At 54.5% G+C, this 22008-nt stretch carries 25 protein-coding genes; 12 read left to right on the forward strand and 13 right to left on the reverse strand.

Annotation, left to right across the window (positions count from 1 at the left end; all coding sequences use genetic code 11):
* Positions 1 to 336: 336 nt before the first annotated feature.
* The 10 genes from glmU to OXI60_01265 form a co-directional block, all read right to left on the reverse strand.
* The gene (glmU, locus tag OXI60_01220) at positions 337 to 1698 is read right to left on the reverse strand and encodes a bifunctional UDP-N-acetylglucosamine diphosphorylase/glucosamine-1-phosphate N-acetyltransferase GlmU (GenBank protein ID MDE0308439.1); all 1362 of its coding nucleotides are present in this window, start codon (positions 1696 to 1698) and stop codon (positions 337 to 339) included.
* A gap of 56 nt (positions 1699 to 1754) precedes the next feature.
* Positions 1755 to 2174, reverse strand: coding sequence for a F0F1 ATP synthase subunit epsilon (locus OXI60_01225; protein ID MDE0308440.1), 420 nt, complete (start codon positions 2172 to 2174; stop codon positions 1755 to 1757).
* Between the two features lie 31 nt (positions 2175 to 2205).
* Positions 2206 to 3585: a F0F1 ATP synthase subunit beta gene (atpD, locus tag OXI60_01230; GenBank protein MDE0308441.1), complete on the reverse strand. Its 1380-nt coding sequence runs from the start codon at positions 3583 to 3585 to the stop codon at positions 2206 to 2208.
* A gap of 61 nt (positions 3586 to 3646) precedes the next feature.
* Positions 3647 to 4510: a F0F1 ATP synthase subunit gamma gene (atpG, locus tag OXI60_01235; GenBank protein MDE0308442.1), complete on the reverse strand. Its 864-nt coding sequence runs from the start codon at positions 4508 to 4510 to the stop codon at positions 3647 to 3649.
* Between the two features lie 50 nt (positions 4511 to 4560).
* Positions 4561 to 6102 carry a F0F1 ATP synthase subunit alpha gene (gene atpA / locus OXI60_01240; GenBank protein MDE0308443.1) on the reverse strand — a complete coding sequence of 514 codons (1542 nt, stop codon included), beginning with the start codon at positions 6100 to 6102 and terminating at the stop codon, positions 4561 to 4563.
* A 69-nt stretch (positions 6103 to 6171) separates the two neighbouring features.
* A complete protein-coding gene (locus OXI60_01245; protein ID MDE0308444.1) occupies positions 6172 to 6708 on the reverse strand; it encodes a F0F1 ATP synthase subunit delta in 537 nt (178 codons plus the stop codon).
* Between the two features lie 17 nt (positions 6709 to 6725).
* Positions 6726 to 7196 carry a F0F1 ATP synthase subunit B gene (locus OXI60_01250; GenBank protein ID MDE0308445.1) on the reverse strand — a complete coding sequence of 157 codons (471 nt, stop codon included), beginning with the start codon at positions 7194 to 7196 and terminating at the stop codon, positions 6726 to 6728.
* Between the two features lie 54 nt (positions 7197 to 7250).
* Positions 7251 to 7481: a F0F1 ATP synthase subunit C gene (atpE, locus tag OXI60_01255; protein MDE0308446.1), complete on the reverse strand. Its 231-nt coding sequence runs from the start codon at positions 7479 to 7481 to the stop codon at positions 7251 to 7253.
* 52 nt (positions 7482 to 7533) lie between these two features.
* Complete coding sequence (gene atpB / locus OXI60_01260; GenBank protein ID MDE0308447.1) at positions 7534 to 8376, reverse strand: F0F1 ATP synthase subunit A; 843 nt, start codon at positions 8374 to 8376, stop codon at positions 7534 to 7536.
* Positions 8377 to 8412: 36 nt separating this feature from the next.
* Positions 8413 to 8820, reverse strand: a complete 408-nt coding sequence (locus OXI60_01265) for an ATP synthase subunit I (protein ID MDE0308448.1) — start codon at positions 8818 to 8820, stop codon at positions 8413 to 8415.
* Between the two features lie 77 nt (positions 8821 to 8897).
* On the opposite strand from OXI60_01265, the gene OXI60_01270 reads away from it, so the two are divergent.
* Positions 8898 to 9155, forward strand: a complete 258-nt coding sequence (locus OXI60_01270) for a hypothetical protein (protein MDE0308449.1) — start codon at positions 8898 to 8900, stop codon at positions 9153 to 9155.
* A 137-nt stretch (positions 9156 to 9292) separates the two neighbouring features.
* Here the strand turns inward: OXI60_01270 and OXI60_01275 are convergent, their stop codons facing one another.
* A complete protein-coding gene (locus OXI60_01275) occupies positions 9293 to 10360 on the reverse strand; it encodes an NAD(P)-dependent glycerol-3-phosphate dehydrogenase (GenBank protein MDE0308450.1) in 1068 nt (355 codons plus the stop codon).
* Between the two features lie 225 nt (positions 10361 to 10585).
* Between OXI60_01275 and OXI60_01280 the strand changes: the two genes are divergently transcribed.
* From OXI60_01280 to mobB, 5 genes are all read left to right on the forward strand, one after another.
* On the forward strand, positions 10586 to 11404 hold the full coding sequence (locus OXI60_01280; protein MDE0308451.1) for a substrate-binding domain-containing protein: 819 nt from the start codon (positions 10586 to 10588) through the stop codon (positions 11402 to 11404).
* Positions 11405 to 11499: 95 nt separating this feature from the next.
* Positions 11500 to 12201, forward strand: a complete 702-nt coding sequence (locus tag OXI60_01285) for an ABC transporter permease (protein ID MDE0308452.1) — start codon at positions 11500 to 11502, stop codon at positions 12199 to 12201.
* Between the two features lie 19 nt (positions 12202 to 12220).
* Positions 12221 to 12871, forward strand: coding sequence for an ABC transporter ATP-binding protein (locus OXI60_01290; protein ID MDE0308453.1), 651 nt, complete (start codon positions 12221 to 12223; stop codon positions 12869 to 12871).
* A gap of 5 nt (positions 12872 to 12876) precedes the next feature.
* On the forward strand, positions 12877 to 13491 hold the full coding sequence (mobA, locus tag OXI60_01295; GenBank protein ID MDE0308454.1) for a molybdenum cofactor guanylyltransferase: 615 nt from the start codon (positions 12877 to 12879) through the stop codon (positions 13489 to 13491).
* Complete coding sequence (gene mobB / locus OXI60_01300) at positions 13484 to 14023, forward strand: molybdopterin-guanine dinucleotide biosynthesis protein B (GenBank protein MDE0308455.1); 540 nt, start codon at positions 13484 to 13486, stop codon at positions 14021 to 14023. The genes mobA and mobB overlap by 8 nt, the downstream gene beginning before the upstream one ends.
* 191 nt (positions 14024 to 14214) lie before the next feature.
* Here the strand turns inward: mobB and OXI60_01305 are convergent, their stop codons facing one another.
* A complete protein-coding gene (locus OXI60_01305) occupies positions 14215 to 15168 on the reverse strand; it encodes a glycerophosphodiester phosphodiesterase family protein (protein ID MDE0308456.1) in 954 nt (317 codons plus the stop codon).
* 169 nt (positions 15169 to 15337) lie between these two features.
* Here OXI60_01305 and OXI60_01310 point away from each other — a divergent pair, with 169 nt between their 5' ends.
* From OXI60_01310 to OXI60_01325, 4 genes are all read left to right on the forward strand, one after another.
* The gene (locus tag OXI60_01310; protein MDE0308457.1) at positions 15338 to 16051 is read left to right on the forward strand and encodes a hypothetical protein; all 714 of its coding nucleotides are present in this window, start codon (positions 15338 to 15340) and stop codon (positions 16049 to 16051) included.
* 14 nt (positions 16052 to 16065) lie between these two features.
* Entirely contained in the window at positions 16066 to 16527 is a 462-nt protein-coding gene (locus OXI60_01315) for a MaoC family dehydratase (GenBank protein ID MDE0308458.1), read from the forward strand.
* A gap of 37 nt (positions 16528 to 16564) precedes the next feature.
* Positions 16565 to 17542 carry a zinc-dependent alcohol dehydrogenase family protein gene (locus OXI60_01320; GenBank protein ID MDE0308459.1) on the forward strand — a complete coding sequence of 326 codons (978 nt, stop codon included), beginning with the start codon at positions 16565 to 16567 and terminating at the stop codon, positions 17540 to 17542.
* A gap of 125 nt (positions 17543 to 17667) precedes the next feature.
* Positions 17668 to 18867 carry a tRNA-dihydrouridine synthase gene (locus OXI60_01325; GenBank protein ID MDE0308460.1) on the forward strand — a complete coding sequence of 400 codons (1200 nt, stop codon included), beginning with the start codon at positions 17668 to 17670 and terminating at the stop codon, positions 18865 to 18867.
* A gap of 56 nt (positions 18868 to 18923) precedes the next feature.
* Here the strand turns inward: OXI60_01325 and OXI60_01330 are convergent, their stop codons facing one another.
* Positions 18924 to 19250 carry a BolA/IbaG family iron-sulfur metabolism protein gene (locus OXI60_01330; GenBank protein ID MDE0308461.1) on the reverse strand — a complete coding sequence of 109 codons (327 nt, stop codon included), beginning with the start codon at positions 19248 to 19250 and terminating at the stop codon, positions 18924 to 18926.
* A 219-nt stretch (positions 19251 to 19469) separates the two neighbouring features.
* Between OXI60_01330 and OXI60_01335 the strand changes: the two genes are divergently transcribed.
* Positions 19470 to 20720 (forward strand): serine hydroxymethyltransferase, encoded by a 1251-nt coding sequence (locus OXI60_01335; GenBank protein ID MDE0308462.1) that lies wholly within the window; start codon positions 19470 to 19472, stop codon positions 20718 to 20720.
* Positions 20721 to 20754: 34 nt separating this feature from the next.
* The gene (locus tag OXI60_01340) at positions 20755 to 22005 is read left to right on the forward strand and encodes a sarcosine oxidase subunit beta family protein (protein MDE0308463.1); all 1251 of its coding nucleotides are present in this window, start codon (positions 20755 to 20757) and stop codon (positions 22003 to 22005) included.
* Positions 22006 to 22008 lie beyond the last annotated feature (3 nt).

Raw genomic sequence — 22008 nt, forward strand, 5'->3', positions numbered from 1 at the left:
CCCCTGTCCCTACGCTGGCGGTGAAATCTCAAAAGTCCAGCGAACAATCGCTTATAGTCCAATCATCCAAAATACTGGCCGAATCTGCATGCTCGTCGCAACGTTCTGCCCCTGACAACGAGAACAGCAACATCAGTGAATTTCAGCAGTCAGGAAACTGTGTGTTGAAACCATCTCACTGGTAACCGCAACGCGTCGTTCCGTCGGTAATGCGTGCCGCACTTTCCGTCACCCGCTCTACCATCTGACGAAACCGACTGAATGTCTCGACTGTCGGTACCTTGCACACTGGAATTCACGTCGTTTCGCGCGGAGCGACGAAAGCAGTATTGTATGCTACTTGTGTTTGAACTTTCGCCGATCAATCACTTTGGTTTTGCACCGCTCAACTGCAAGCTGATTGGGACTCACATCCTTGGTGATGGTTGACCCCGCACCAACAACGGCACCTGCTCCAATCTCCAATGGCGCCACCAATGAGGCGTTCGATCCGATAAATGCGTTGTCGCCGATCACAGTCCGGTGCTTCTGTCTGCCATCATAGTTGCATGTGATGGCTCCCGCACCGATATTGACGTTCTGACCCACGTCGCTATCGCCCACATAAGCGAGATGATTGACTTTGGTTCCCTCTCCGAGTGTCGAGTTCTTGACTTCAACATAATTGCCAACCCGACAATTCCCGCCAATTGTCGTGCCCGGACGAATTCTGGCGAAAGGTCCGATTGTACAACCCGACTCAATCCGCGCGCCTTCAATGACGCAATTCGGCAATATCGTGACGTCGGTACCCATAACAGTATTCTCGATAACATTGTTGGCTTCAATCGAGACGTTGTCTCCCATTTTGATATCACCTTTCAGTATCACGTTGATATCGATTCGACAGTCTTTACCGGACTCACAAGTTCCGCGCAAATCGAATCTTGCGGGATCGACGATTTCGACACCGCGACTCAGCAAGGACTGCGCATTTTTCGTTTGCATGGCTCGCTCCAGTTGTGCCTGTTCGATTCTGCTGTTGACGCCGGCGATCTCACTTAGTTGTGACGGTTGGCTTGTGACGACGGAAATTCCCTCCGATATCGCGAAGTCTACTATATCAGTCAGGTAGAATTCCCGTTGCTTGTTGTTGTTCTCAATTCGGTCCAGCCATCCATCCAGCAGCGAAGCGGATACTGCCAGCGGACCGGCATTGACTTCCTTGATTTCACGTTCAGATTCGGTCGCATCCCGGTCCTCGATGATTCTCTCCAGTCTGCCGTCGGCATCCCGCTTGATTCTACCGTATCCCGCAGCGTCCGCCAATTGCGCTGTCAGTAAAGCGAGTTGACCTGCTGAAGCATGCTCAACCAGAGTCGAAATTGTCTTTGCCGATACGAACGGATTATCGCCGTACAGCACACATGCAATGGCCTCCGGGTCGACATGTGCGATGGCCTGTTGCGCGGCATGTGCAGTACCGAGAGGTTCACACTGCAGGCACCAGTTCACGTCCTCATGCGAAAAACGTTCGGGTATTTGCGAGCCGCCGGCGCCGTATACCACATGAATCCTGTCGGGATTGATGCTTTTTGCGCTTGATAGAATGTGCTGAAGCATCGGCCGGCCACCGATTTCGTGAAGGGACTTGGGCTTGTCGGAGTTCATTCGCACACCCCGACCACCCGCGAGAATGATGACTTCAGTTCGAGTCAATCAATCATCCATGCATGTGCTTGTTTCGCAGCTGCTGCGAATCTCACCGTCGGAAGTCAGCGGCGTTTCTGCCTCAACTTCTCCAGCGCCCGCAGTTGTGCAGCTGCTTGGGCCAGCTCCGCTTTGGCTTTGGCCAGGTCCATTTCTGAAGTCTTGTCCTGCAGGTCACGTTCAGCCTGTCGCTGCGCCTCAAGCGCTTGTGCCTCGTCGAGATCGGAAGCTCGGACAGCAGTATCGGACAGAACCGTAACCAGGTGGGGTTGCACCTCAAGCAGCCCGCCGGAAACGAAGAAAAACTGTTCTTCGCCGTTTTCGAGCTGCACCCGCACCTCGCCCGGCTTGAGCCGGGTAATCATGGGTGCATGCTTTGGTGCGATACCGACCTCACCCATTTCTGCCGGCGCGAACACCATCGTACCGCTGCCGGTCCAGATCTCTTCTTCTGCGCTGACGATTTCTACTAGAATTTCAGACATGTTGCATCAATCAGTCGGGCTCAACAATGTTCTATGCTGCCTTCTTGTGTGCCTCGACAACCTCGTCAATCGGCCCAACCATGTAGAATGCCTGTTCCGGAATGTGATCATACTCACCGTCGACAATACCTTGGAATCCCTTGATCGTGTCCGCCAGAGAAACATACTTGCCGGCACTGCCGGTGAATGTTTCAGCAACAAAGAAAGGCTGCGACAGGAAGCGCTGGATTTTTCGGGCTCTGGATACGGTCAGCTTGTCGTCTTCAGAAAGCTCGTCCATACCCAGGATCGCGATGATGTCTCGCAGCTCCTTGTATCGCTGCAGGGTTCCCTGCACCGCTCGCGCAGTATCGTAGTGTTCCTGTCCGACCACCAGAGGATCAAGCTGTCGACTGGTCGAATCCAGCGGGTCTACCGATGGATAGATTCCCAATTCTGCAATCTGCCTTGACAGCACGAGCGTCGCGTCCAAGTGGGCAAATGTCGTAGCCGGCGAAGGATCGGTCAGATCGTCCGCGGGCACATAAACTGCCTGGAAAGACGTAATCGAACCGGTTCTGGTCGAGGTGATCCTTTCCTGCAGGATACCCATTTCCGCTGCCAGGGTCGGTTGATAACCCACCGCAGACGGCATACGGCCGAGCAACGCCGAGACTTCGACGCCCGCCAGTGTATATCGATAGATGTTGTCGACAAACAGCAGGACGTCACGACCCTCATCGCGGAAGAATTCTGAAATCGTAAGGCCTGCCAGCGCGACCCGCAATCGGTTGCCTGGTGGTTCATTCATCTGTCCGTAAACCAATGAGACCTTATTGAGCACATCGGCTTCTTTCATTTCATGATAGAAGTCGTTGCCTTCTCGGGTACGCTCTCCGACACCGGCGAATACGGAATAGCCGGCATGTTCGATTGCGATATTTCGAATCAGTTCCATCAGCGTAACCGTCTTGCCGACACCCGCTCCTCCAAAAAGGCCGATCTTACCGCCTTTTGCAATCGGCATGATCAGATCGATCACCTTGATACCGGTTTCAAGTATCTCTACCGCAGTCGCCTGATCGGTGAACCCAGGCGCCTTGCGGTGAATCGGCCAATGATTGTCCGACTCTACCGGTCCTGCTTCGTCTACCGGCTCACCCAGCACGTTCATGATGCGGCCCAAAGTCGGCTCTCCGACGGGTACTGTGATCGGCTCACCGGTATTGGTGACCGGAAGTCCCCGCTGCAGTCCGTCACTGGACCCCATAGCGATCGTGCGGACCACGCCATCTCCCATCTGCTGCTGCACTTCCAGCGTGAGCCCTGTCGCGTCAACCTTGAGCGCGTCATAGACTTTCGGAACTTCAGCCCTTGGAAATTCAACATCCACGACCGCTCCGATAATTTCGACAATTTTCCCTTGTACCATGATTGCCTCTTGTTTACTGCTGCTGATATTGTTTGTTTGCCAAATAATTTCCTGACTGTATCTACACTGCGGCGGCGCCACCGACGATTTCGGATATCTCCTGCGTGATCGCAGCCTGTCTTGCCTTGTTGTAGATCAGATTCAGTTCGTCAATAAGATTTCCCGCATTGTCGGAAGCCGCCTTCATCGCGACCATCCTGGCTGATTGCTCGCACGCGATATTCTCAACGACCGCCCGGTAGACAATTGATTCGATGTATCGTGTCATCAGTGTGTCCACGACCTCATGCGATTCCGGCTCGTAAAGATAGTCCCAGTGATGCGTCAATTGATCATCGGGGACCTCAACCTTGATCGGGAGGATCTGATCGACCGTCGGGCCCTGGGTCATTGTGTTGACAAATTGGTTGCTGACCAGATACAGCCGGTCAAGTTCACCTTCCTCATAGGCATCCAGCATCACCTTCACCGATCCGATCAGATCAACAATCTGCGGTGCGTCGCCGAGATGAGAAGCCTGACAGATGATGTCGGCTCCCAGTCTTCGGAAAAATCCCAGACCCTTGCTGCCGAATACCCCGAACTTTACAGGCACATCCTGACTCTGCCACTGTGAAATGGATTCCAGTGCGTTACGGAAAAGATTGATATTGAGTCCGCCGCAAAGGCCTCGATCCGAGCTGACGACGATATAGCCGACCGACTTGACTTCGCGTTCGACGGCATATGGGTGTGCGTATTCCAGACTCGCATGCCACAGGTTGTTGACCACCTTGCGGATGGACTCGGCATACGGACGGGCAGCGCGCATGCGCTCCTGTGCACGGCGCATCTTGCTTGCGGCCACCATTTCCATCGCGGAAGTGATCTTCTGGGTATTCTCGATACTCCGAATCTTGGTCCGTATTTCCTTTGCGCCTGCCATAGTCCGGCCAATTCCTTCAGTTCAGGTGTTGAGTCTGCTGACTTGAGTGGTTACCAGGTACCATTCTTGACGAAATCGTCCATCGCGTCCTTCATCTGGGCGGCTACCTCGTCGGTGTAGTCCGGAGTGCTGTTGATGCCGTTCAGCAGATCAGAATGGTTTGACTTCAGGTACGATTGCAGTGCCTGTTCGAATCCGACAACCTGGTTGATTTCCAGCTCATCGAGATAACCCTCGTTTGCGGCGAACAGCGAGAATGCCATTTCCGCCACCGACAGCGGCTCATACTGCGGCTGTTTCATGACTTCTGTCACACGTTGCCCGCGCTCAAGCTGCTTTCGGGTAGCCTCGTCAAGGTCTGATGCAAATTGCGAGAATGCTGCCAATTCGCGATATTGCGCCAGAGCCAGTCGTATGCCACCGCCGAGTTTCTTGATGATGTTGGTTTGTGCGGCACCCCCGACACGGGACACAGACAAGCCAGCGTTGATCGCCGGTCTGATGTTCGCGTTGAACAGATCACTCTCGAGGTAGATCTGCCCGTCAGTGATCGAGATCACATTGGTGGGGACAAATGCGGATACGTCGCCCGCCTGAGTCTCGATGATCGGAAGGGCGGTCAGCGAACCCGTCTGGCCCTTGACTTTCCCGTCGGTGAGGGATTCCACATAATCCGCGTTGATCCTTGAGGCTCTCTCAAGCAATCGCGAGTGCAGGTAGAATACGTCACCGGGGTACGCTTCCCGACCCGGCGGCCGGCGAAGGAGAAGCGATACCTGACGATAGGCCCAGGCCTGCTTGGTCAGGTCATCATAGATGATCAGCGCATCTTCCCCGTTGTCGCGAAAGTACTCGCCCATGGTACAACCCGCGTAGGGGGCGATGTACTGCATGGCCGCACTTTCGGCCGCTGATGCCGAGACCACAACGGTATGATCCATGGCGCCATGCTCTTCAAGTTTTCGTACCACATTGGCGATACTGGAGATTTTCTGTCCGATGGCGACATAGATGCACTTGATGTTCGTATCCTTCTGATTGATGATCGTGTCAATGGCGACTGCTGTCTTGCCGGTCTGGCGGTCACCGATGATCAGCTCGCGCTGCCCGCGGCCGATCGGTACCATTGAATCAATGGCTTTCAGTCCGGTCTGTACCGGTTGGGAAACCGACTGACGGGTAATGACACCCGGCGCGACCTTCTCAATCGGTGCCGCAGCAACCGCATCGATCGGTCCTTTTCCATCGAGTGGACGACCCAGCGAGTCAACCACCCGCCCGAGCAGTCCCGGGCCGGTTGGCACCTCAAGGATACGGCCAGTGCAACGTACGGTGTCACCTTCGGTGATGTGCTCATAGTCACCCAGTATGACCGCACCGACGGAGTCGTGCTCGAGATTCAGCGCGAGACCGAAGGTGTCGCCTGGAAACTCCAGCATCTCTCCCTGCAGTGCGTCCGCAAGGCCGTGAATGCGGACGATACCGTCCGTGAGCAGCACAACAGTTCCTTCACTGCGTGCCTGTGCTGTTGCGTCAAAATCCGCAATGCGAGCCTTGATCAGCTCACTGATTTCGGAAGGATTTAATTGCATCGCCATCTGAATATTCCTCTGAGTGCAAAAATGGCAGTTACGCTTTCATGTAAATGTTGATTGTGAAACTCACACACCGAGCGAACTGGAGAGTTTTTCCAGTCTCGCCCGTACTGATCCGTCGATCACCCAATCGCCTGCCCGAACGACCACGCCACCCAGCAGGTCCGGGTTGACGCTGCTCGTCAATCTGACCTTGCTCCCCAATCGATTCTGGAGTGCCGAGATAAGACCGGCTCGGTGTTCGTCGTCGATTTCGAACGCGGTTTCCAGCTCGGCCTCAATGACGCCTTCCTCAACCGCGCGCAACGACTCGTACTGCGCGGTGATCGATGGTACGGCCGCCAGACGTCTGTAGTGCCCCAGTATTCGAACCAGATTCCGGGTCTGCTCGTCGAAACCATCGCGGCCGATCTCCATCAGGACTTCAAGAACCTGCTGACGTGTGACACGAGGGTCGTTGATCAGGATTCCGACATCGGGATGCTCGACAATCTCACACAGCATCTGCAGGCTCTGCGACCATTCGTCGAGTCGGTCGGTATCGCGTGCCAGTTCGAAAATGGCCTGTGCATACGGCCGGGCAATGTTGGAGGATTCGGTCACGTGTAATGTCTTCCGGATTAAAGTTTTTCGGCCAGTTCGGAGAGCATCCGCTCGTGCGATTTCTGATCGATCTCTCTGGAAAGGATCTGCTCGGCACCGGAAAGTGCCAGTTGAGCGACCTGCAATCGAAGCTCTTCTTTTGCCCGATTGGCTTCCATCTCGATCTCTCCACGGGCCGCAACAAGAATTCGCTCGCCTTCGGTTCTGGCTTCCGTCTTTGCCTCGGCAACGACTTCGGAACCTCTTTTTTCCGCTCTGGCGATGATTTCCTGGGCCTGTGACTTTGCCTGCTCGATGAGTTCATCGGCATCGCTGCGACCGCGCTCCCGTTCCCGCTGTCCCTCTTCGGCGGCCGCAAGTCCATCGGAAATGGTCTTGCGACGTTCGTCGAGCGCGGTCATGATCGGCGGCCAGATGAACTTCATGCAGAACCAGACGAATATGATGAACGTAATCGTCTGTCCAATCAGGGTCAGATTGATATTCATGCTATTTCGCTACCACCAGCTGGTCGGTACTGGTTCGTCCAAGTTCGTCTCGCGTCAGGCGACGGCAAACAGTATGTAGAATGCGATGCCGACCCCGATCATGGGCACAGCGTCCACCAGTCCCATCATGATGAAGAACTGAACGCGAAGCATGGGCAGCAGTTCCGGTTGCCTGGCAATTGCCTCGATAAATCTAGCGGCCAGGATTCCGATACCGACTGCGGCTCCGACAGCGCCCATGCCAAGTAAGACGGCACCAGCGATAAAATACAATGCTGCTTCCATAATGTTATCTCCGATCTAGCAAACCATTGTGAATCAAATTCAAATCAATAACTTAGTGTTTATGGTGAGCCATGTCCATATAGACGATGGTCAGTACCATGAATATAAATGCCTGGAGCAGGACGATCAGGACATGAAATACTGCCCAGGCCCACTGCAGGACACCACCAACCACTGCCAGTACAATACCCGAACCGTACAGCAGCGCAATCAATATGAAGATCATCTCTCCGGCATAAAGATTGCCGAAAAGTCTTAGTGAATGAGACAGCGGCTTGGCGAGCAGGCCGATCATCTCAAGGAAAAAGTTAACCGGTATCATCCATTTACCGAATGGCTGCAAAGTCAGCTCTCCGACAAATCCACCGACTCCCTTGTTCTTGATGTTGAAATAGATCATCAGCACGAACACCGACAGCGCCATGGCAAATGTGATGTTCGGGTCCGTTGTCGGCACCACTTTCATGTATTCGATTCCGAGCAGCTTGGCGGCTTCGGGAATCCAGTCGACGGGAACCAGGTCCATCAGGTTCATCAGCAAAATCCACACGAACAGTGTCAATGAGAGTGGAGCGATGAGGTCGCTCTTGCCGGAAAATGAACCGCGCACATTGTCGTCGATAAAATCGATGACCCATTCAATGAAATTCTGAAACTTCCCCGGGTTGCCACTGGTGACGCGCGCCGCAGCGCCGCCAAACACCACCAGAAACAGGATGCCCAGCGCAATCGACCAGAACATGCTGTCCAGGTGAATCGCCATGAACCCCATCTCACTGGCTTCCTGTGCGCTATGTGCGATTGACCATCCGTTTTCGGGATGGTTGCCGAAGGTGAGATTCTGCAGATGATGCTTGATATAGCCCGATGCTGTGAGTTCGCCGGTGGTCGCCATGACTTGTGTACCGCTGGATCGGGAAGGTGGTCGGAGTTATCGGATTCGCAGACCGGCATCGATCCAGCCGATGAACATGGCAGCAGTGAATACTGCGAACATGGCAATCGGGTCGATGGCGCTGACTGACAGGAAAATGGCGGCGAATACCATTGCCGTGATGGCAAACTTGACCAGTTCGGCTCGCAGCATGATTCCAAAAGTCCTGGGGTCGTTTTCGCTGAGCTTGCTGTTACCGAAAACGCGCCAGATGGAGTAGGCGCTGGGAATGATGCATGCAATGCCGCCCAGCAATGCCGAGTAGGCTGCTACAAATGACGAGAATCCAAATCCGATCGTGCCGATCAGCGTCACGACCGCCTGCGTGACGAGTATCCGACCGGTACCCGCCTGAAAGGGTAGATTCAGTTGTGTCATACGACTGCTTTGGATGTATTGCGTCATTTGATCTGCAAACAAACATGCCAAAAGCCGGTTTCAGGAACCGACTTTGACTGAAAGACCTCTGAAAGAAAAGACAAATGATAAACTATTTTTTTCGATCTCAGTGGCAAAATTCGCGCTTGGTCGAGCAACCAAACACGTTGAATCCCGCTTTGCAACCTGTGATCAGCCCGGCAACCGGCCCGGCGCGCCGGAGCAAAAATGCCGCGCATGGGCAAGCAGCGGGCAAGGTCCTTCATGAATTGCAGGCTTCAGAGCATGCGACGGTCCGTGCTTTGGGCGCTGCGCCTTTCGCTATGAAGCGCGGTGGGGCAGGCATTGCGGAATTTGTTTGAGGTCGCTCAGAAACAGACATGTTCGACCTGATGCCAACGAAACTCGTGCGGGCTCGAAATCTGAGTGTTGCAACCGATCCGGGCGGACTGATCACCTCAATTCATGTGAATCAAGACTTAAGGTATCGCCGGTTGCCTCACTTCAGGCTTGGCCCGATCGCCATCAGCTCGCGCGCAGCTTGTTGCGGTGCCAGCCCTTCATTCAGAATTCTGTAAACCCTGTCGGTCATCGGCATGAATACATCCAGTTTCTTTCCAATCGAATACGCTTCCCTGGTCGATTGTATTCCCTCCACCTCCTGACCGATTTGTGCAACGATCTCATCCAGTTTCATACCTTTTCCAAGTGCAAGACCCAGACGACGATTACGTGACAGATCGCCCGAGCAGGTCAATACGAGGTCACCCATTCCGGAAAGCCCCATCATGGTCTCGGCCTTCCCGCCAAGTGCTGAGTTCAGTCGTCCCATCTCGGCCAGGCCGCGGGATATCAGCATGCAACGCGCATTGATTCCGAGCCCCATCCCATCGCTGATGCCGGCTGCGATGGCAATGACATTCTTGGTCGCGCCGCCGACCTGGACGCCAACGATGTCGTCGGTGGTGTACACAAGAGTTGTCTCATTTCGGAAAACATCGGCGATGTCCTCAATTCTGTCGGCCGCTCGCGATCCGAGATCGAACCCGGCAGGAAGCCCTCTCACGACCTCGGACGCGAAACTCGGACCTGATATGACAGCAGTCACTGCCTGCTCCCCGAGTATGTCCTTCGCAGATTCGCTCAGCAATCCGCCCGTTTGGCTCGAAAATCCTTTCGTCCCCCATACCATGGTCGGGGGAACGCTGGTATCCATGATGTGAAGATTGTCTCGCACTTGGCCGAGTGCGGTTTCAAATACACGGCTCGGAACCACCAGTACAGCCATCAGACATCCTTCCATTGCCGATTCGAGATTCCTGAACGCGCGGATGTTTGACGGGAGCTCAACGTCGGGCAGAAAGCGACTGTTGGTTCGCGTCGCGTTGATGTCGTCAATCACAGTCTCATCGATATCCCAGAGTCGGACATCGTGACCGTTGCGGGCAAGCCACGCACCGATCGCTGTACCCCAGGATCCGCCACCGATGATCGCAACGGGAATTGTTCTTGTCTCGCTCGAATTCAACTTCTCATAAACCGATGTAACGTCTGATATCGCGCCCATTTTGAATTGCGGCTGTGCGTCAGTACCGAAGGTGCGGCTCAATCGGAAAAGTACACTGAAAAAATTGTAGTCTAATATTATTAAAGGGTGCATAGTATTCAATGCCATTTTGCCGACAAATCAATGCGGCACATCCGGTCGGTGAATTTCGGCTGAATGCCGCGGTCCGTCGGGCAAGACTTGACGACTGTCCGAAAGTTGCAGAACCATTCCGATTTTTCTCACATGAAGCTGCCAATAAAACAGTTTTTTTGTAGCGTTCTCACCGGCTTTGTTCTGCTCTTTTCGACTGCCGGTGTGGTCTGTGCGGAGAACATCCTGAGACTGGCGACTACAACCAGCACGGACAATTCGGGGCTCACCAGAAAGCTGCTGCCCGTGTTCGAGACAAAGTTCGGCATCGACGTGCATACCATCGTTTCCGGCACCGGACGGGCGATCAACCATGCCCGTAACGGCGATGTGGACATGATTCTTGTGCACGCAAAGGAGGCGGAGTTGAAATTCATCGAGGATGGTTTTGGTGTCGACCGGCAGGAGATCATGTACAACGAGTTCGTCATTGTCGGACCGGCGGACGACCCGGCGGGCGTCAACGGGCTTGACGACCTGAGCGGCGCTCTTGCAAGAATAGCCGGGAGCCAATCGACTTTCGTGTCACGGGGGGATGATTCTGGAACCCATAAGAAAGAACTGAGATTATGGGAACAGGCGGGGATCGAGATCAGCGGAGGCTGGTACAAGGAGGTGGGACTCGGTATGGGCAAGGCGTTGCAGATTGCAAATGAATTCAGCGCCTACACCCTGAGTGATAAGGGAACGTATCTTTTCATGCGTGATCGCCTGTCGCTGCCGGTCCATGTCGAGTCGGCCATGGATGGAAAGAATCTATACGGGGTGATTGCGGTGAACCCGAAACGGCATCCTCATGTCAACTACGATGGCGCGAGGAAACTGATCCGATGGCTCAAGTCAGAAGAGGCAAGGTCAATCATCTCCGACTACAAGGTCAATGGCGAGCAACTGTTTTTTGTCATTGACTGAGAAAGCGATAAACTGACTTCTGACACCGGAACCTGCGAACGAAATCAAACAACCGCGAACCGAATACAAATCCTGCAGCCAGTATATAGTGCGTCATGGACGGTCTGATCCCAGCAAGTAGTGAAGCATTGAAGCTGTTGCTTACCGGTGACCCCGATACCTGGGAAATTGTCGGAATATCGTTTCTGGTCTCGTTCCGGGCCATCCTGTTCATCGTCCCGCCGGCCTTGGCGGTTGCGTTCGTGCTGGCGTACGGAGAGTTTCCCGGACGACGTATCCTGATTACCATTTTCAATTCAATGATCGCCATACCGGCTGTGGTCGTCGGCTTGGTGTTGTATATGATGCTCTACAGCTCAGGGCCGTTTGGCGGCTGGCGGCTGCTTTTCACCCAGACCGCGATGATCATCGGACAGATGATTCTCGCATTCCCGCTGCTTGTGGCCATGACACATGTCGCCCTGCAGGCAGTGGATTTGAGTGCCTGGCAGACCGCCCGCACCCTGGGCGCAGATACCCTGCGCGCGGTGTTCACAATCATGCGGGAAGTCAGATTCGGGCTGATTGCGGCAATCGTGACTGCGTTTGGGCGTGTGGTATCGGAAGTCGGATGCTCGATAATGGTGGGTGGTAATATTTTGCATGAGACCCGCAACATTCCGACCGCGATCGCACTTGAGACGTCCAAGGGGAATTTCGAGCAGGGCATCGCGCTGGGTGCGGTATTGATCACGCTCGCGCTGGCGCTTAATTTTCTGGTCGCGATGTTTCGCGGCCGCGATATGGCAAGGCATTGAGGCGAGCAGCGGGAATCCGATGAGCGAGCGGGAACTGATCACCTTTCGGAATGTCCAGAAATCACTGCTTCGACGCAAGGTTATTGATGTCGACGAATTGGTCGTGTACCGAAGTGAATGTGCGGTCGTCCATGGCGAGAATGGTGCGGGCAAATCCACCCTGATGAAGATCATTGCCGGATTGATCGCGCCGGATGCCGGGATTGTGACGGTCGGCGGCCAGCGAATGACCTGGAGGGTGGCGTATCGCAGTTTTCGAAAGAATGTTGTATACCTGCATCAGTCGCCGTATCTGTTTGATCGCTCGGTGGCGGAAAACATCTCATACGGACTCAGCATGAGACGATTGGGACGCAGTGAGGTCCGGGAAAGAGTGCACAATGCGATGCAATGGGCCGGACTGTCACAGCTGGCATACCGAAACGCCAGGGACTTGTCCGGTGGTGAGAGGCAGCGGGTTGCCTTGACCCGGGCGCGGATCCTGGAACCGCGGCTGCTGCTGCTGGACGAGCCGACGTCCGCTATGGATCACGATTCCCGGGAACAGGCATTTGAGCTGATTCGCGATCTCGCTGACAGTGGAATTACGGTCTACATATCGACACATGAATCGGCGCAGCATTATCAGCCCGACAGAATCATCAAGATGGCGAACGGTCAACTGCTTTGAGTCCCATGGCCAGCGAAACCGATACACTTGACGGCCGCGTAACCGGTGTGATTCTGGCCGGCGGCCAGGCTCGCAGGATGGGCGGTATCGACAAGGGCCTGGTCGAGCTCAACGGTGTTGCGATGTGCAAGATTGTCATTGACCGGCTTCAGCCTCAGGTGTCTGAGGTGTTAGTGAACGCGAACCGAAATCTTGCGCTATACAACCGGTTCGGAGTGCGGGTGATATGCGATGAGACGCCCGGTTTTCTCGGTCCGCTTGCCGGACTCGCCAGTGCGATGGCCGCAGCCCGGTCACACTGGGTGATCACAGTACCGTGTGATGGTCCGTTCCTGAGTGGCGACTATGTCGCTCGGATGACGAAAATGGCCGCTGAGGATGTTGAAATTGTTGTTGCCCGGGACTCTGATCGATTGCAGCCGACGTATATACTGGCACAGAAAAGGCTGTTGGACAGCCTGGATGCATTCCTGCGATCCGGAGAAAGGAAGATCGACAGGTGGTTTGTCAGACATCGATATGCGGAAGCGGATTTTTCCGACTCTCCGCAATGTTTTCTGAATATCAATACCGAACAGGATCGTAACAAGGCACAGCTTCGGATCAGTCAGGATGGGTGACAGGAGAATTCCAATCATAGGATTTGCTGCCTATAGCGGCACCGGCAAGACGACTCTGGTTACAAGAGTGATTCCGATTCTCAAGGATCGGGGATTGAAAGTTGGTGTCGTGAAGCACGCCCATCACAATTTTGTCATTGATACCCCAGGCAAGGACAGTTACGAACTGCGCGAATCAGGGGCGCAGCAGGTGATGGTGGTGTCGAGGCAACGCATTGCCTGGGTGATGGAGAATCCACTTGAGGCGGAACCGGACCTATTCGAGTTGCTGCAGAATTTTTCCGGTCACGAACTGGACCTGGTCATCGTTGAGGGGTTCAAGCACGAACCTTTTACCAAGATAGAGGTCTATCGTTCCGGTCTCAGACGTCCGCTTCTCGCAAAGAGCGATGAGAATGTGGTTGCGGTCGCCACCGATATGCCTGATCTTGCTGAACAGGGTGTCGAAACTCTCGCTTTGGATGATCCCGAGGCTATCGCTGATTTCATCATCGATCGCATGCGCAGCGGGTTGCTCTCGGTGATCGAGTGAGCGTCATCAGGGTTGTTGTCTGAATGGACGGGGTGCGACATTGCTGAATTCCTCAGCGCTCGGAGTCCAACTTGCCTTCAGCAACGAAAGCGCTTTGCTTCTCAATGATGTCGGTTGCTGAAGTCTGGTAGAAGTCAATCCGCATGATTCAGTGCGCCGCGGAAGGCGCCTTGATTCGAAAGCGGACTCCCTCATCGGCCAAGGAACGCAATCAGCCGGTCTGGATAATCGGTGATTATCCCATCAATCTGCGCATCAACCAGCCTTTCGAAATCACTTGCCTGATTGACTGTCCAGGCGTACACACGGATTCCCAGGCAATGCGCTTCAGCGATACGATCGGTTGTCACGGATGCATGATCCGCGTGCCAGTCGGTACCGCCTGCGCTTTTGATCATTTGCGGCAAGGAGCCATCGAAGTCTGAAAGGAGCATGCCATCAGTCCAACTGCGAGTCTGAGTCGGATTCGCTGAATCATCGCAAACCTCTCTCAATTCAGTCCGGGCCGACATCGTATTGAAATCTTCCGTCTGTGAGGTCAGGTAGGCGTACTGCAGGTGCGGTGCGAAGCTGCGAAAAGCGTGCACCAGTTTCCAGTCGAAAGAGTGTATTCTGACAGTCGACGAGATGCCCAGCCGCTCAATCTCGGCGACGATTGTCTCAACACCTTCTGCAACGGGAATGGATGAGTACGGTGCTACAGCATAGTATTTGATCTCGATGAAATATGTGGGATTTCGTCCGAACTTCCGGTCTAGGTCGACGATCTCTTCAAGGGTCGGGATACGACTGCCATCAACCGGCTTCTGGTCTGGAAATCGGTTTGCGTATTCCGAGCCCGGCTTGATCCGACCGATATCATATGTCTTGAGCTGCTCAAGCGTGAGTTCACTGATTTTGCAGACTCGATCGTCCAGCCACATCCGGTCGGAATCGCGAGTGATGACAGGGTTGAGTGCCGCATCGTGATAGGCGACCACCTTTCTGTCAGCCGTTATGGCGAGATCCATCTCCAACCCGTCAACTCCAAGCTCAAGCGCCTTGGCGAATCCTGCAATGGTCTGTTCGGGAAACAATCCGGTTGCGCCTCGGTGTCCGATAATACTGATTTCCGGATTCATTGGAACGACGTTGCGAATGGCCATCAGTTATGACATGGAGTCGGAAAATTTGTAGTATATCTACATTGCCGGAATGCAAGCGGGTTTGCACTCACAAGGCGTTTCACGGAATATCGAATCGAATGCAGACGATAATCAGCCATTCACAAGTTCACGCTCCTCAACGATCGATCACTCGAAGCAGGCTGCCAACATGAATCCAAGGCTCGGACGGGACTATCTCGCTTCCAAAGGTATCAATCTTTTTCATGTATTTGATACGCGGACTCTTGAAGATCTGCTGTCACCGTCGATTGACGAAGGAGTGTTGAACCATTATCCGAGTACAGTGCTGATCGCGAATGCCGGTGCCGCATTCTGGCATGCGCTTGAACAGTTCAGTCTGCATGGCAACGATCCGGTGGATGACTTCAGTGTGCATCTGGCGCAGACGTATTCGACAGAATTTCTGGATACCGACTTCAAGCTGCTCTATCCATCTGATTTACCGATCTCACTTCGTGCGGTCGCCGACCGAACTGGCTGGAGCCATCCATCTCCTTTGGGAATTACCATTCATCCTGAATTTGGCACCTGGTATGCGTTCAGGGCAATGTTTCTTGTCAGGATGAGTTTGCCGGCCTCCGACAGTTCTCCGACTGAATCCCCCTGTGACAGTTGTGTCGACAAACCCTGCATACCGGCATGTCATGTGGACGCGGTCGGCAAGATCGGATCATTCGACCTGGATACATGTGCCAGATTCAGAATTCGGGAAGCTTCGCCCTGTGCGTTCAGTTGCAATTCCAGGAACCGATGTCCGATCGGATCTGAGTATCGATATGTCCCCGAGCAGATGAAGTACCATTACCGTCGCGGGCGGGACTCAATGGCTCGTTTTTACGGCGCGGGCCGCGACCAGAAATAGGAGGGGCAGACCAGATGTATTTCGAGGAGTTCAGTGTCGGAGACAAGTTCACGAGTGCCGGAGTCACATTTACCGAAAGCGAGATTATTCGTTTTGCGCTCCAGTATGATCCCCAGCCCTTTCACATCGATGTGGAAGCTGCGAAGAAAAGTCAATTCAAGGGACTGATTGCCAGTGGATTTCAGACGTTGGCCTTGGTCTTTAGAATGTACATTCAGGAAGGCATGCTGAAGCAGGGAATGGGCTCGCCTGGCATGGACGAACTGAGGTGGTTGCGTCCGGTATATCCCAATGATACCTTGCACATGATTGCTGAGGTACTGAGCGCCAGACCTTCCTCGAAAAAATCGGATCGGGGTTACGTCGACTTGAAATGTTCGATGATCAACCAGAATGACGAAACTGTCATGACGGTTCGTGTCATGCAGATCATCCGTCGCCGGGACTGCCAATCGTCCGAGCGATCGACTGCCTGAAGTGATCGAGGAGTAATCAACCGGTCTGGAATCAACTGTGCGCGCCGCTTTTCTGACCGAGCCCGGAAGACTGTTGACGGTCGAACAGGCGGATATCCCTGTACCGAAACCTGGAGAACTGCTGATCCGAGTCCGTGCCTGCGGCATTTGTCGTACAGACCTGCATATCGTCGACGGTGACCTGCCGAGCCCGGAATTGCCGCGCATACCAGGACACCAGATTGTCGGTGAGGTTGCTCAATCCACAGTGACTGACTTTCATCCGGGACAGCGGGTCGGTGTTCCCTGGCTGGGGTCAACCTGTGGTGCATGCGAATATTGCAGCACCGCGCGGGAGAACCTGTGTGATTCAGCTGGATTCACCGGCTACGATGTCGATGGCGGCTTCGCAGAATATTGCGTCGCGAATGCGCGTTACTGCTTTCCGATCGATTCGAGTCTGTCAGACCTGCAGGCCGCTCCACTCCTTTGTGCCGGGATGATCGGGTTTCGTGCCTTTCGGATGACCGGCGATTCGGATAAACTGGGGTTTTTCGGATTCGGTTCGGCCGCCCACATTCTTGTTCAGGTTGCCCTCTATCAGAACAAGGATGTGTATGCGATTACGCGACCGGGCGACACATCCACCCAGCAATTTGCCCGCACACTTGGTGCGAGATGGAGCGGTGGAACCGACGAGAATATTCCGGTTAAGCTGGATGCAGCAATCATATTCGCCCCGGCCGGCGAATTGGTGCCATTGGCATTGGGCAGCGTCCGCAAAGGCGGGATTGTCATATGTGCCGGTATCCACATGAGTGACATACCCTCGTTTCAGTACGAAAAGCTTTGGCAGGAGCGGATCATCAGGTCGGTCGCCAACCTGACCCGCGACGATGGCGATTCATTCATGAAGCTGGCTTGTGCAGTTCAGATCAAAACCACTGTGAAGTCCTATGCGTTGGAAGACGTGAACGACGCGCTGGATGATCTGCGTTCCGGTCGAATCAACGGTTCCGCAGTGATTGAAATCTGACTGTCGGATGGCTGATGAGAGACGTGAATATGTCCTGCCATGACGAAAGCCCGCAGTGCGAGCGGGTTGCACGAGGCTTCATCTGCCATTCGAAGTGATCGACAAATGTCACCCGGAGAGACACCATGACACAGCAAAATCCGCAGACCGCGCTGGGAAGACCGCTCAAGTTGCCATGCGGGGTCGAACTGCGTAACCGACTGATTAAGTCAGCGATGTCTGATTCCCTTGGTGACGGTGCGGGGAATCCCACCGAAACGCAGATGAGGCTGTACGAACGATGGGCCGAGGGTGGCGTTGCATTGTCGCTGATCGGCGAGGTACAGGTCACTTCCCGTTATCCGGAAAAGCCTGGAAATCTGGTACTGGTGGCGGACGCAGACCTGGATGCCATGCGGGTTTTGGCAACGCGGGGATCGGCACACGGCGCACATTTGTGGCCGCAGCTCGGTCACGCTGGAGCGTTGTCTCACCTGCCGATCAGTCAACCTATGGGCCCATCCGCCTTGAATGTCGAAGGCCTCAGATGCGAGGGCATGTCGCTAGCGGACATTCATGAGCTTCCCGGCCAATATGCGCAAGCTGCGAAGCTTGCTCAGCAAGCAGGTTTCACCGGCGTTCAAATCCATGCAGGTCACGGATTTGTCTTCAGCCAATTCCTGTCGCCGCTGTTCAATAAAAGAAGCGATGGCTATGGCGGCTCGATTGAGTGCCGATTTCGCGTGATCGGCGAAGTTGTCGAGGCGGTACGAAACGCGGTCGGCGCATCATTTCCGGTCGGTATCAAGATCAACTCGACAGATAAGCTTGCAGGCGGTCTGACGCAAGATGATGCGATTGAAGTGATTCGACTCCTCAACCGGACATCAATTGACCTGATCGACATCAGCGGGGGTACCTATTTCCCGGGTGCTGCTGCGGCTTCAGACAGCAGATCATCATCGGGTCCCTACTTCATTGATTTCGCCATGCGAGCGAAAAAGGTGACCTCCGTCCCAGTGGCGGTGACGGGTGGCTTCCGCACGCAGGAACAGGCGGTCGATGCTGTCTTGAGCAATCGTGCCGATGCGGTGAGCCTCGCTCGAGCGATGGTGCTGAACCCGTCGCTGGCCAACGCATGGTTGCGCGATGACGGCAGTGATCCTGAATTTCCGGTATTTGACGCGCCGCCGCGGGGAAGCGTCACGGCATGGTATACGATGCGGCTGACGGCACTTGGTGAAGGCAATGAGTTACGGTTTGACCTGAGTCCCAAGGCGGCGTTGGAGGCTTACGAAGCGCGCGATTGCGAACGCTGCCTGAAATGGCGGGAACGTTTCTCCTGACACAAGGATTTCGCGGCAACACTGTGCGGCACGGACGGCGTGTCGAGCGAAGCCGGCTAGCTTGTTTTGTCCAGCTTGGAACCCCCGCGGCACAGCGGCGAATCGGCAACCGAATTACCCTGGGATTTCCACTCGTCAGGTGTCATTGCATGAAGCGAGAGCGCGTGTATCGGCCCGGCAATCTCGTCCGCCAGCAAATCGTTGATCATGCGATGACGGAATATCAGGGACTGGTCTTGAAATTCATCGGAAACTGCGACCACCTTGAAGTGAGACTCTGAACCCGGGGGGACGCTGTGCATCGAGCTTTCGTTGATCACCTCAAGATGGACCGGTGCCAGCGCATCGGTGAGTTTCTGTCTGATTTGATTCTGCACAACCATGATGGCGAGAATTATACTCCACAGGTGGTATGCGCCGGGTGCGCCAAACGCGTTCGGGTGAACGAAAATTGTGACGCTCACCTGAATTGCGCGACCGCGGGAAGTGAAGTGAACGAACACGGTGACAGCTGATGATATAAATTACAATGTGGAGCGGGCAATGACCGACCGAAGATGAAAGTTGGGCTTGGGATTCCCCATAATTTCCAGGAGACATTAATGTTCAGCAAGACCGATACCATTGAAAGTTATGACGAGGTGCTCTGGGAGGCAATCCGCAACGAACAGACGCGCCAGGAAGAGCACATTGAACTGATTGCATCAGAAAACTACACCAGCCCCAGGGTGCTGCAGGCTCAAGGTTCGGTACTGACCAACAAGTATGCCGAGGGATACCCGGGCCGACGCTATTACGGCGGATGCCAATATGTCGATGTCGCTGAAAACCTCGCGATTGAACGGGCCAAGCAGTTATTTGATGCAGATTATGTCAACGTCCAGCCACACTCAGGCTCACAGGCCAATTCAGCAGTGTTTCTGGCTTTGCTTGAGCCGCACGATACCGTTCTGGGGATGAGTCTGGACCACGGCGGACACCTGACGCATGGTGCGAAAGTCAACTTTTCGGGCCGGCTCTACAATTCGGTGCTCTACGGGGTCGACTCTGAAGGCATTGTCGATTACGGACAGATTGCCGAACTCGCGGCACAGCATAAGCCGAGAATGATCATTGCCGGCTTCTCAGCCTATTCACGTGTGATGGACTGGGAACGGTTCCGACAGATTGCCGATGACAATGACGCCTACCTGTTCGTGGATATGGCGCATGTCGCCGGTTTGGTCGCCGCCGGCCTGTATCCGAATCCGGTGCCTGTTGCTGATGTGACGACAACAACAACGCACAAGACGCTCCGAGGCCCCAGAGGCGGTCTGATTCTCGCCCGCGAAGATGAACAGGTCCAGAAAAAACTGGCTTCCGCGGTATTTCCCGGTGGTCAGGGCGGTCCGATGATGCATGTGATCGCCGGTAAGGCGGTGGCGTTCAAGGAGGCGCTCGAACCCGAATTCAAGGCGTATCAGCAAAACGTGCTGGACAATGCGCGGGCAATGGCCGCCACCTTCATGCAACGCGGTTACAAGGTGGTGTCGGGTGGCACCGATGATCATCTGTTTCTGCTGGACCTGATTGACAAGGACATCACCGGCAAGCAGGCTTCGGTGGCATTGGGGACAGCCAATATCACAGTGAACAGGAATACGGTTCCGAATGATCCGCGCCCTCCGTTTGTGACCAGTGGATTGCGAATCGGGTCACCGGCTTCAACGACTCGAGGATTCGGCATTGAGGAGATGACCACGCTCAGCCACTGGATGTGCGACATTCTTGATGACATAAACAACCAGTCCGTGATCGATCAGGTCAAGGGAAAAGTACTGGAACTTTGCAGCCGGTTTCCGGTCTATCGCTGACTGATAGACTCCTGTTCCAGTTCAGGAGGTGGAGGTGAAGAAATACTCAATCTTCACATTGGCCGGTCACGCGCTTGGCCGACACAGGAGCTGGTCCCGGGCCTGGCGCGATCCGACTCCGAAGTCCAGTTATGACGTCGTCATCGTCGGTGGCGGCGGTCACGGTCTGGCGACTGCTTACTACCTCGCTTCCGAACACGGAGTCACCAATGTCGCGGTAGTTGAGAAAGACTGGATCGGTGGCGGCAACACCGGCCGCAATACAACCATTGTCCGATCCAACTATCTGTGGGATGAAGCCGCGCATCTTTACGAAAAGTCTCTGGTTCTGTGGGAATCGTTGTCGCAGGAACTGAATTTCAATGTCATGTTCAGTCAGCGCGGTGTGATGAATCTCGGTCACAACCTGCAGGACATGCGCGATATTTATCGACGATCGAATGCAAACAAGCTCAACGGAATTGATTCGGAGATCCTCACTGCGAAAAAAATCAGTGAGATAGTCCCGATCATCAATACGTCACCGTACGCGCGCTATCCGATACTCGGAGCCTCGTTCCAGCGTCGCGGCGGCATCGCAAGGCACGATGCGGTCGCATGGGGTTTCGCACGCGCCGCCGACAGTCTCGGTGTGGACATCCTGCAGGATTGCGAGGTCACCGCAGTGCGCAGAAACAACGGCCGCGTTGAAGGTGTTGAGACATCCCGCGGCTTTATCGGCGCCAAGAAAATCGGGGTTGTGGCAGCCGGACACTCGAGCGTCATTGCCGAAATGGCTGGACTTCGGATGCCGATTGAAAGCCATCCCTTGCAGGCTCTTGTATCAGAGCCGATCAAACCGATTCTTCACACAGTCGTCATGTCGAATGCTGTACACGGCTATATCAGCCAGTCGCCCAAGGGCGAGCTGGTTATCGGCGCAGGCGTGGATTCCTATCTGGGATACGGTCAACGGGGGAGTTTCTCGACCATTGAAGGCAATATCGCGGCGATTGTCGAACTGTTCCCGATTTTCAGTCGGGTGCGTATGCTCAGACAATGGGGTGGAATTGTTGATGTCTGTCCTGACGCATGTCCGATTATTTCGAAAACATCGGTTGACGGGCTTTATTTCAATTGTGGCTGGGGCACCGGCGGATTCAAGGCCACACCCGGCTCCGGCTGGGTGTTTGCGCACACCATAGCACGCAACGAGCCGCATGGTCTCAATGCTGCGTTCGGGATCAATCGATTTGTTTCAGGGGCCCTGATAGATGAGCACGGCGCCGCGGGTGTCGCACATTAGATT

The sequence above is a fragment of the Acidiferrobacterales bacterium genome (genome assembly GCA_028820695.1).
Taxonomy (GTDB): domain Bacteria; phylum Pseudomonadota; class Gammaproteobacteria; order Arenicellales; family JAJDZL01; genus JAJDZL01.

What these genes read in the sequence shown, in the direction of transcription:
- OXI60_01275 (MDE0308450.1), bottom strand. Translation starts at nt 10,360, where the DNA reads ATGGGCGCGATATCAGACGTTACATCGGTTTATGAGAAGTTGAATTCG.
- atpE (MDE0308446.1), bottom strand. Translation starts at nt 7,481, where the DNA reads ATGGAAGCAGCATTGTATTTTATCGCTGGTGCCGTCTTACTTGGCATG.
- OXI60_01285 (MDE0308452.1), top strand. Translation starts at nt 11,500, where the DNA reads ATGGACGGTCTGATCCCAGCAAGTAGTGAAGCATTGAAGCTGTTGCTT.
- OXI60_01330 (MDE0308461.1), bottom strand. Translation starts at nt 19,250, where the DNA reads ATGGTTGTGCAGAATCAAATCAGACAGAAACTCACCGATGCGCTGGCA.
- OXI60_01305 (MDE0308456.1), bottom strand. Translation starts at nt 15,168, where the DNA reads ATGGCCATTCGCAACGTCGTTCCAATGAATCCGGAAATCAGTATTATC.
- OXI60_01325 (MDE0308460.1), top strand. Translation starts at nt 17,668, where the DNA reads ATGACACAGCAAAATCCGCAGACCGCGCTGGGAAGACCGCTCAAGTTG.
- atpG (MDE0308442.1), bottom strand. Translation starts at nt 4,510, where the DNA reads ATGGCAGGCGCAAAGGAAATACGGACCAAGATTCGGAGTATCGAGAAT.
- OXI60_01335 (MDE0308462.1), top strand. Translation starts at nt 19,470, where the DNA reads ATGTTCAGCAAGACCGATACCATTGAAAGTTATGACGAGGTGCTCTGG.
- OXI60_01250 (MDE0308445.1), bottom strand. Translation starts at nt 7,196, where the DNA reads ATGAATATCAATCTGACCCTGATTGGACAGACGATTACGTTCATCATA.
- OXI60_01265 (MDE0308448.1), bottom strand. Translation starts at nt 8,820, where the DNA reads ATGACGCAATACATCCAAAGCAGTCGTATGACACAACTGAATCTACCC.
- mobA (MDE0308454.1), top strand. Translation starts at nt 12,877, where the DNA reads ATGGCCAGCGAAACCGATACACTTGACGGCCGCGTAACCGGTGTGATT.
- atpB (MDE0308447.1), bottom strand. Translation starts at nt 8,376, where the DNA reads ATGGCGACCACCGGCGAACTCACAGCATCGGGCTATATCAAGCATCAT.
- OXI60_01290 (MDE0308453.1), top strand. Translation starts at nt 12,221, where the DNA reads ATGAGCGAGCGGGAACTGATCACCTTTCGGAATGTCCAGAAATCACTG.
- atpA (MDE0308443.1), bottom strand. Translation starts at nt 6,102, where the DNA reads ATGCAATTAAATCCTTCCGAAATCAGTGAGCTGATCAAGGCTCGCATT.
- OXI60_01280 (MDE0308451.1), top strand. Translation starts at nt 10,586, where the DNA reads ATGAAGCTGCCAATAAAACAGTTTTTTTGTAGCGTTCTCACCGGCTTT.
- mobB (MDE0308455.1), top strand. Translation starts at nt 13,484, where the DNA reads ATGGGTGACAGGAGAATTCCAATCATAGGATTTGCTGCCTATAGCGGC.
- OXI60_01315 (MDE0308458.1), top strand. Translation starts at nt 16,066, where the DNA reads ATGTATTTCGAGGAGTTCAGTGTCGGAGACAAGTTCACGAGTGCCGGA.
- OXI60_01225 (MDE0308440.1), bottom strand. Translation starts at nt 2,174, where the DNA reads ATGTCTGAAATTCTAGTAGAAATCGTCAGCGCAGAAGAAGAGATCTGG.
- OXI60_01310 (MDE0308457.1), top strand. Translation starts at nt 15,338, where the DNA reads ATGAATCCAAGGCTCGGACGGGACTATCTCGCTTCCAAAGGTATCAAT.
- atpD (MDE0308441.1), bottom strand. Translation starts at nt 3,585, where the DNA reads ATGGTACAAGGGAAAATTGTCGAAATTATCGGAGCGGTCGTGGATGTT.
- OXI60_01270 (MDE0308449.1), top strand. Translation starts at nt 8,898, where the DNA reads ATGATAAACTATTTTTTTCGATCTCAGTGGCAAAATTCGCGCTTGGTC.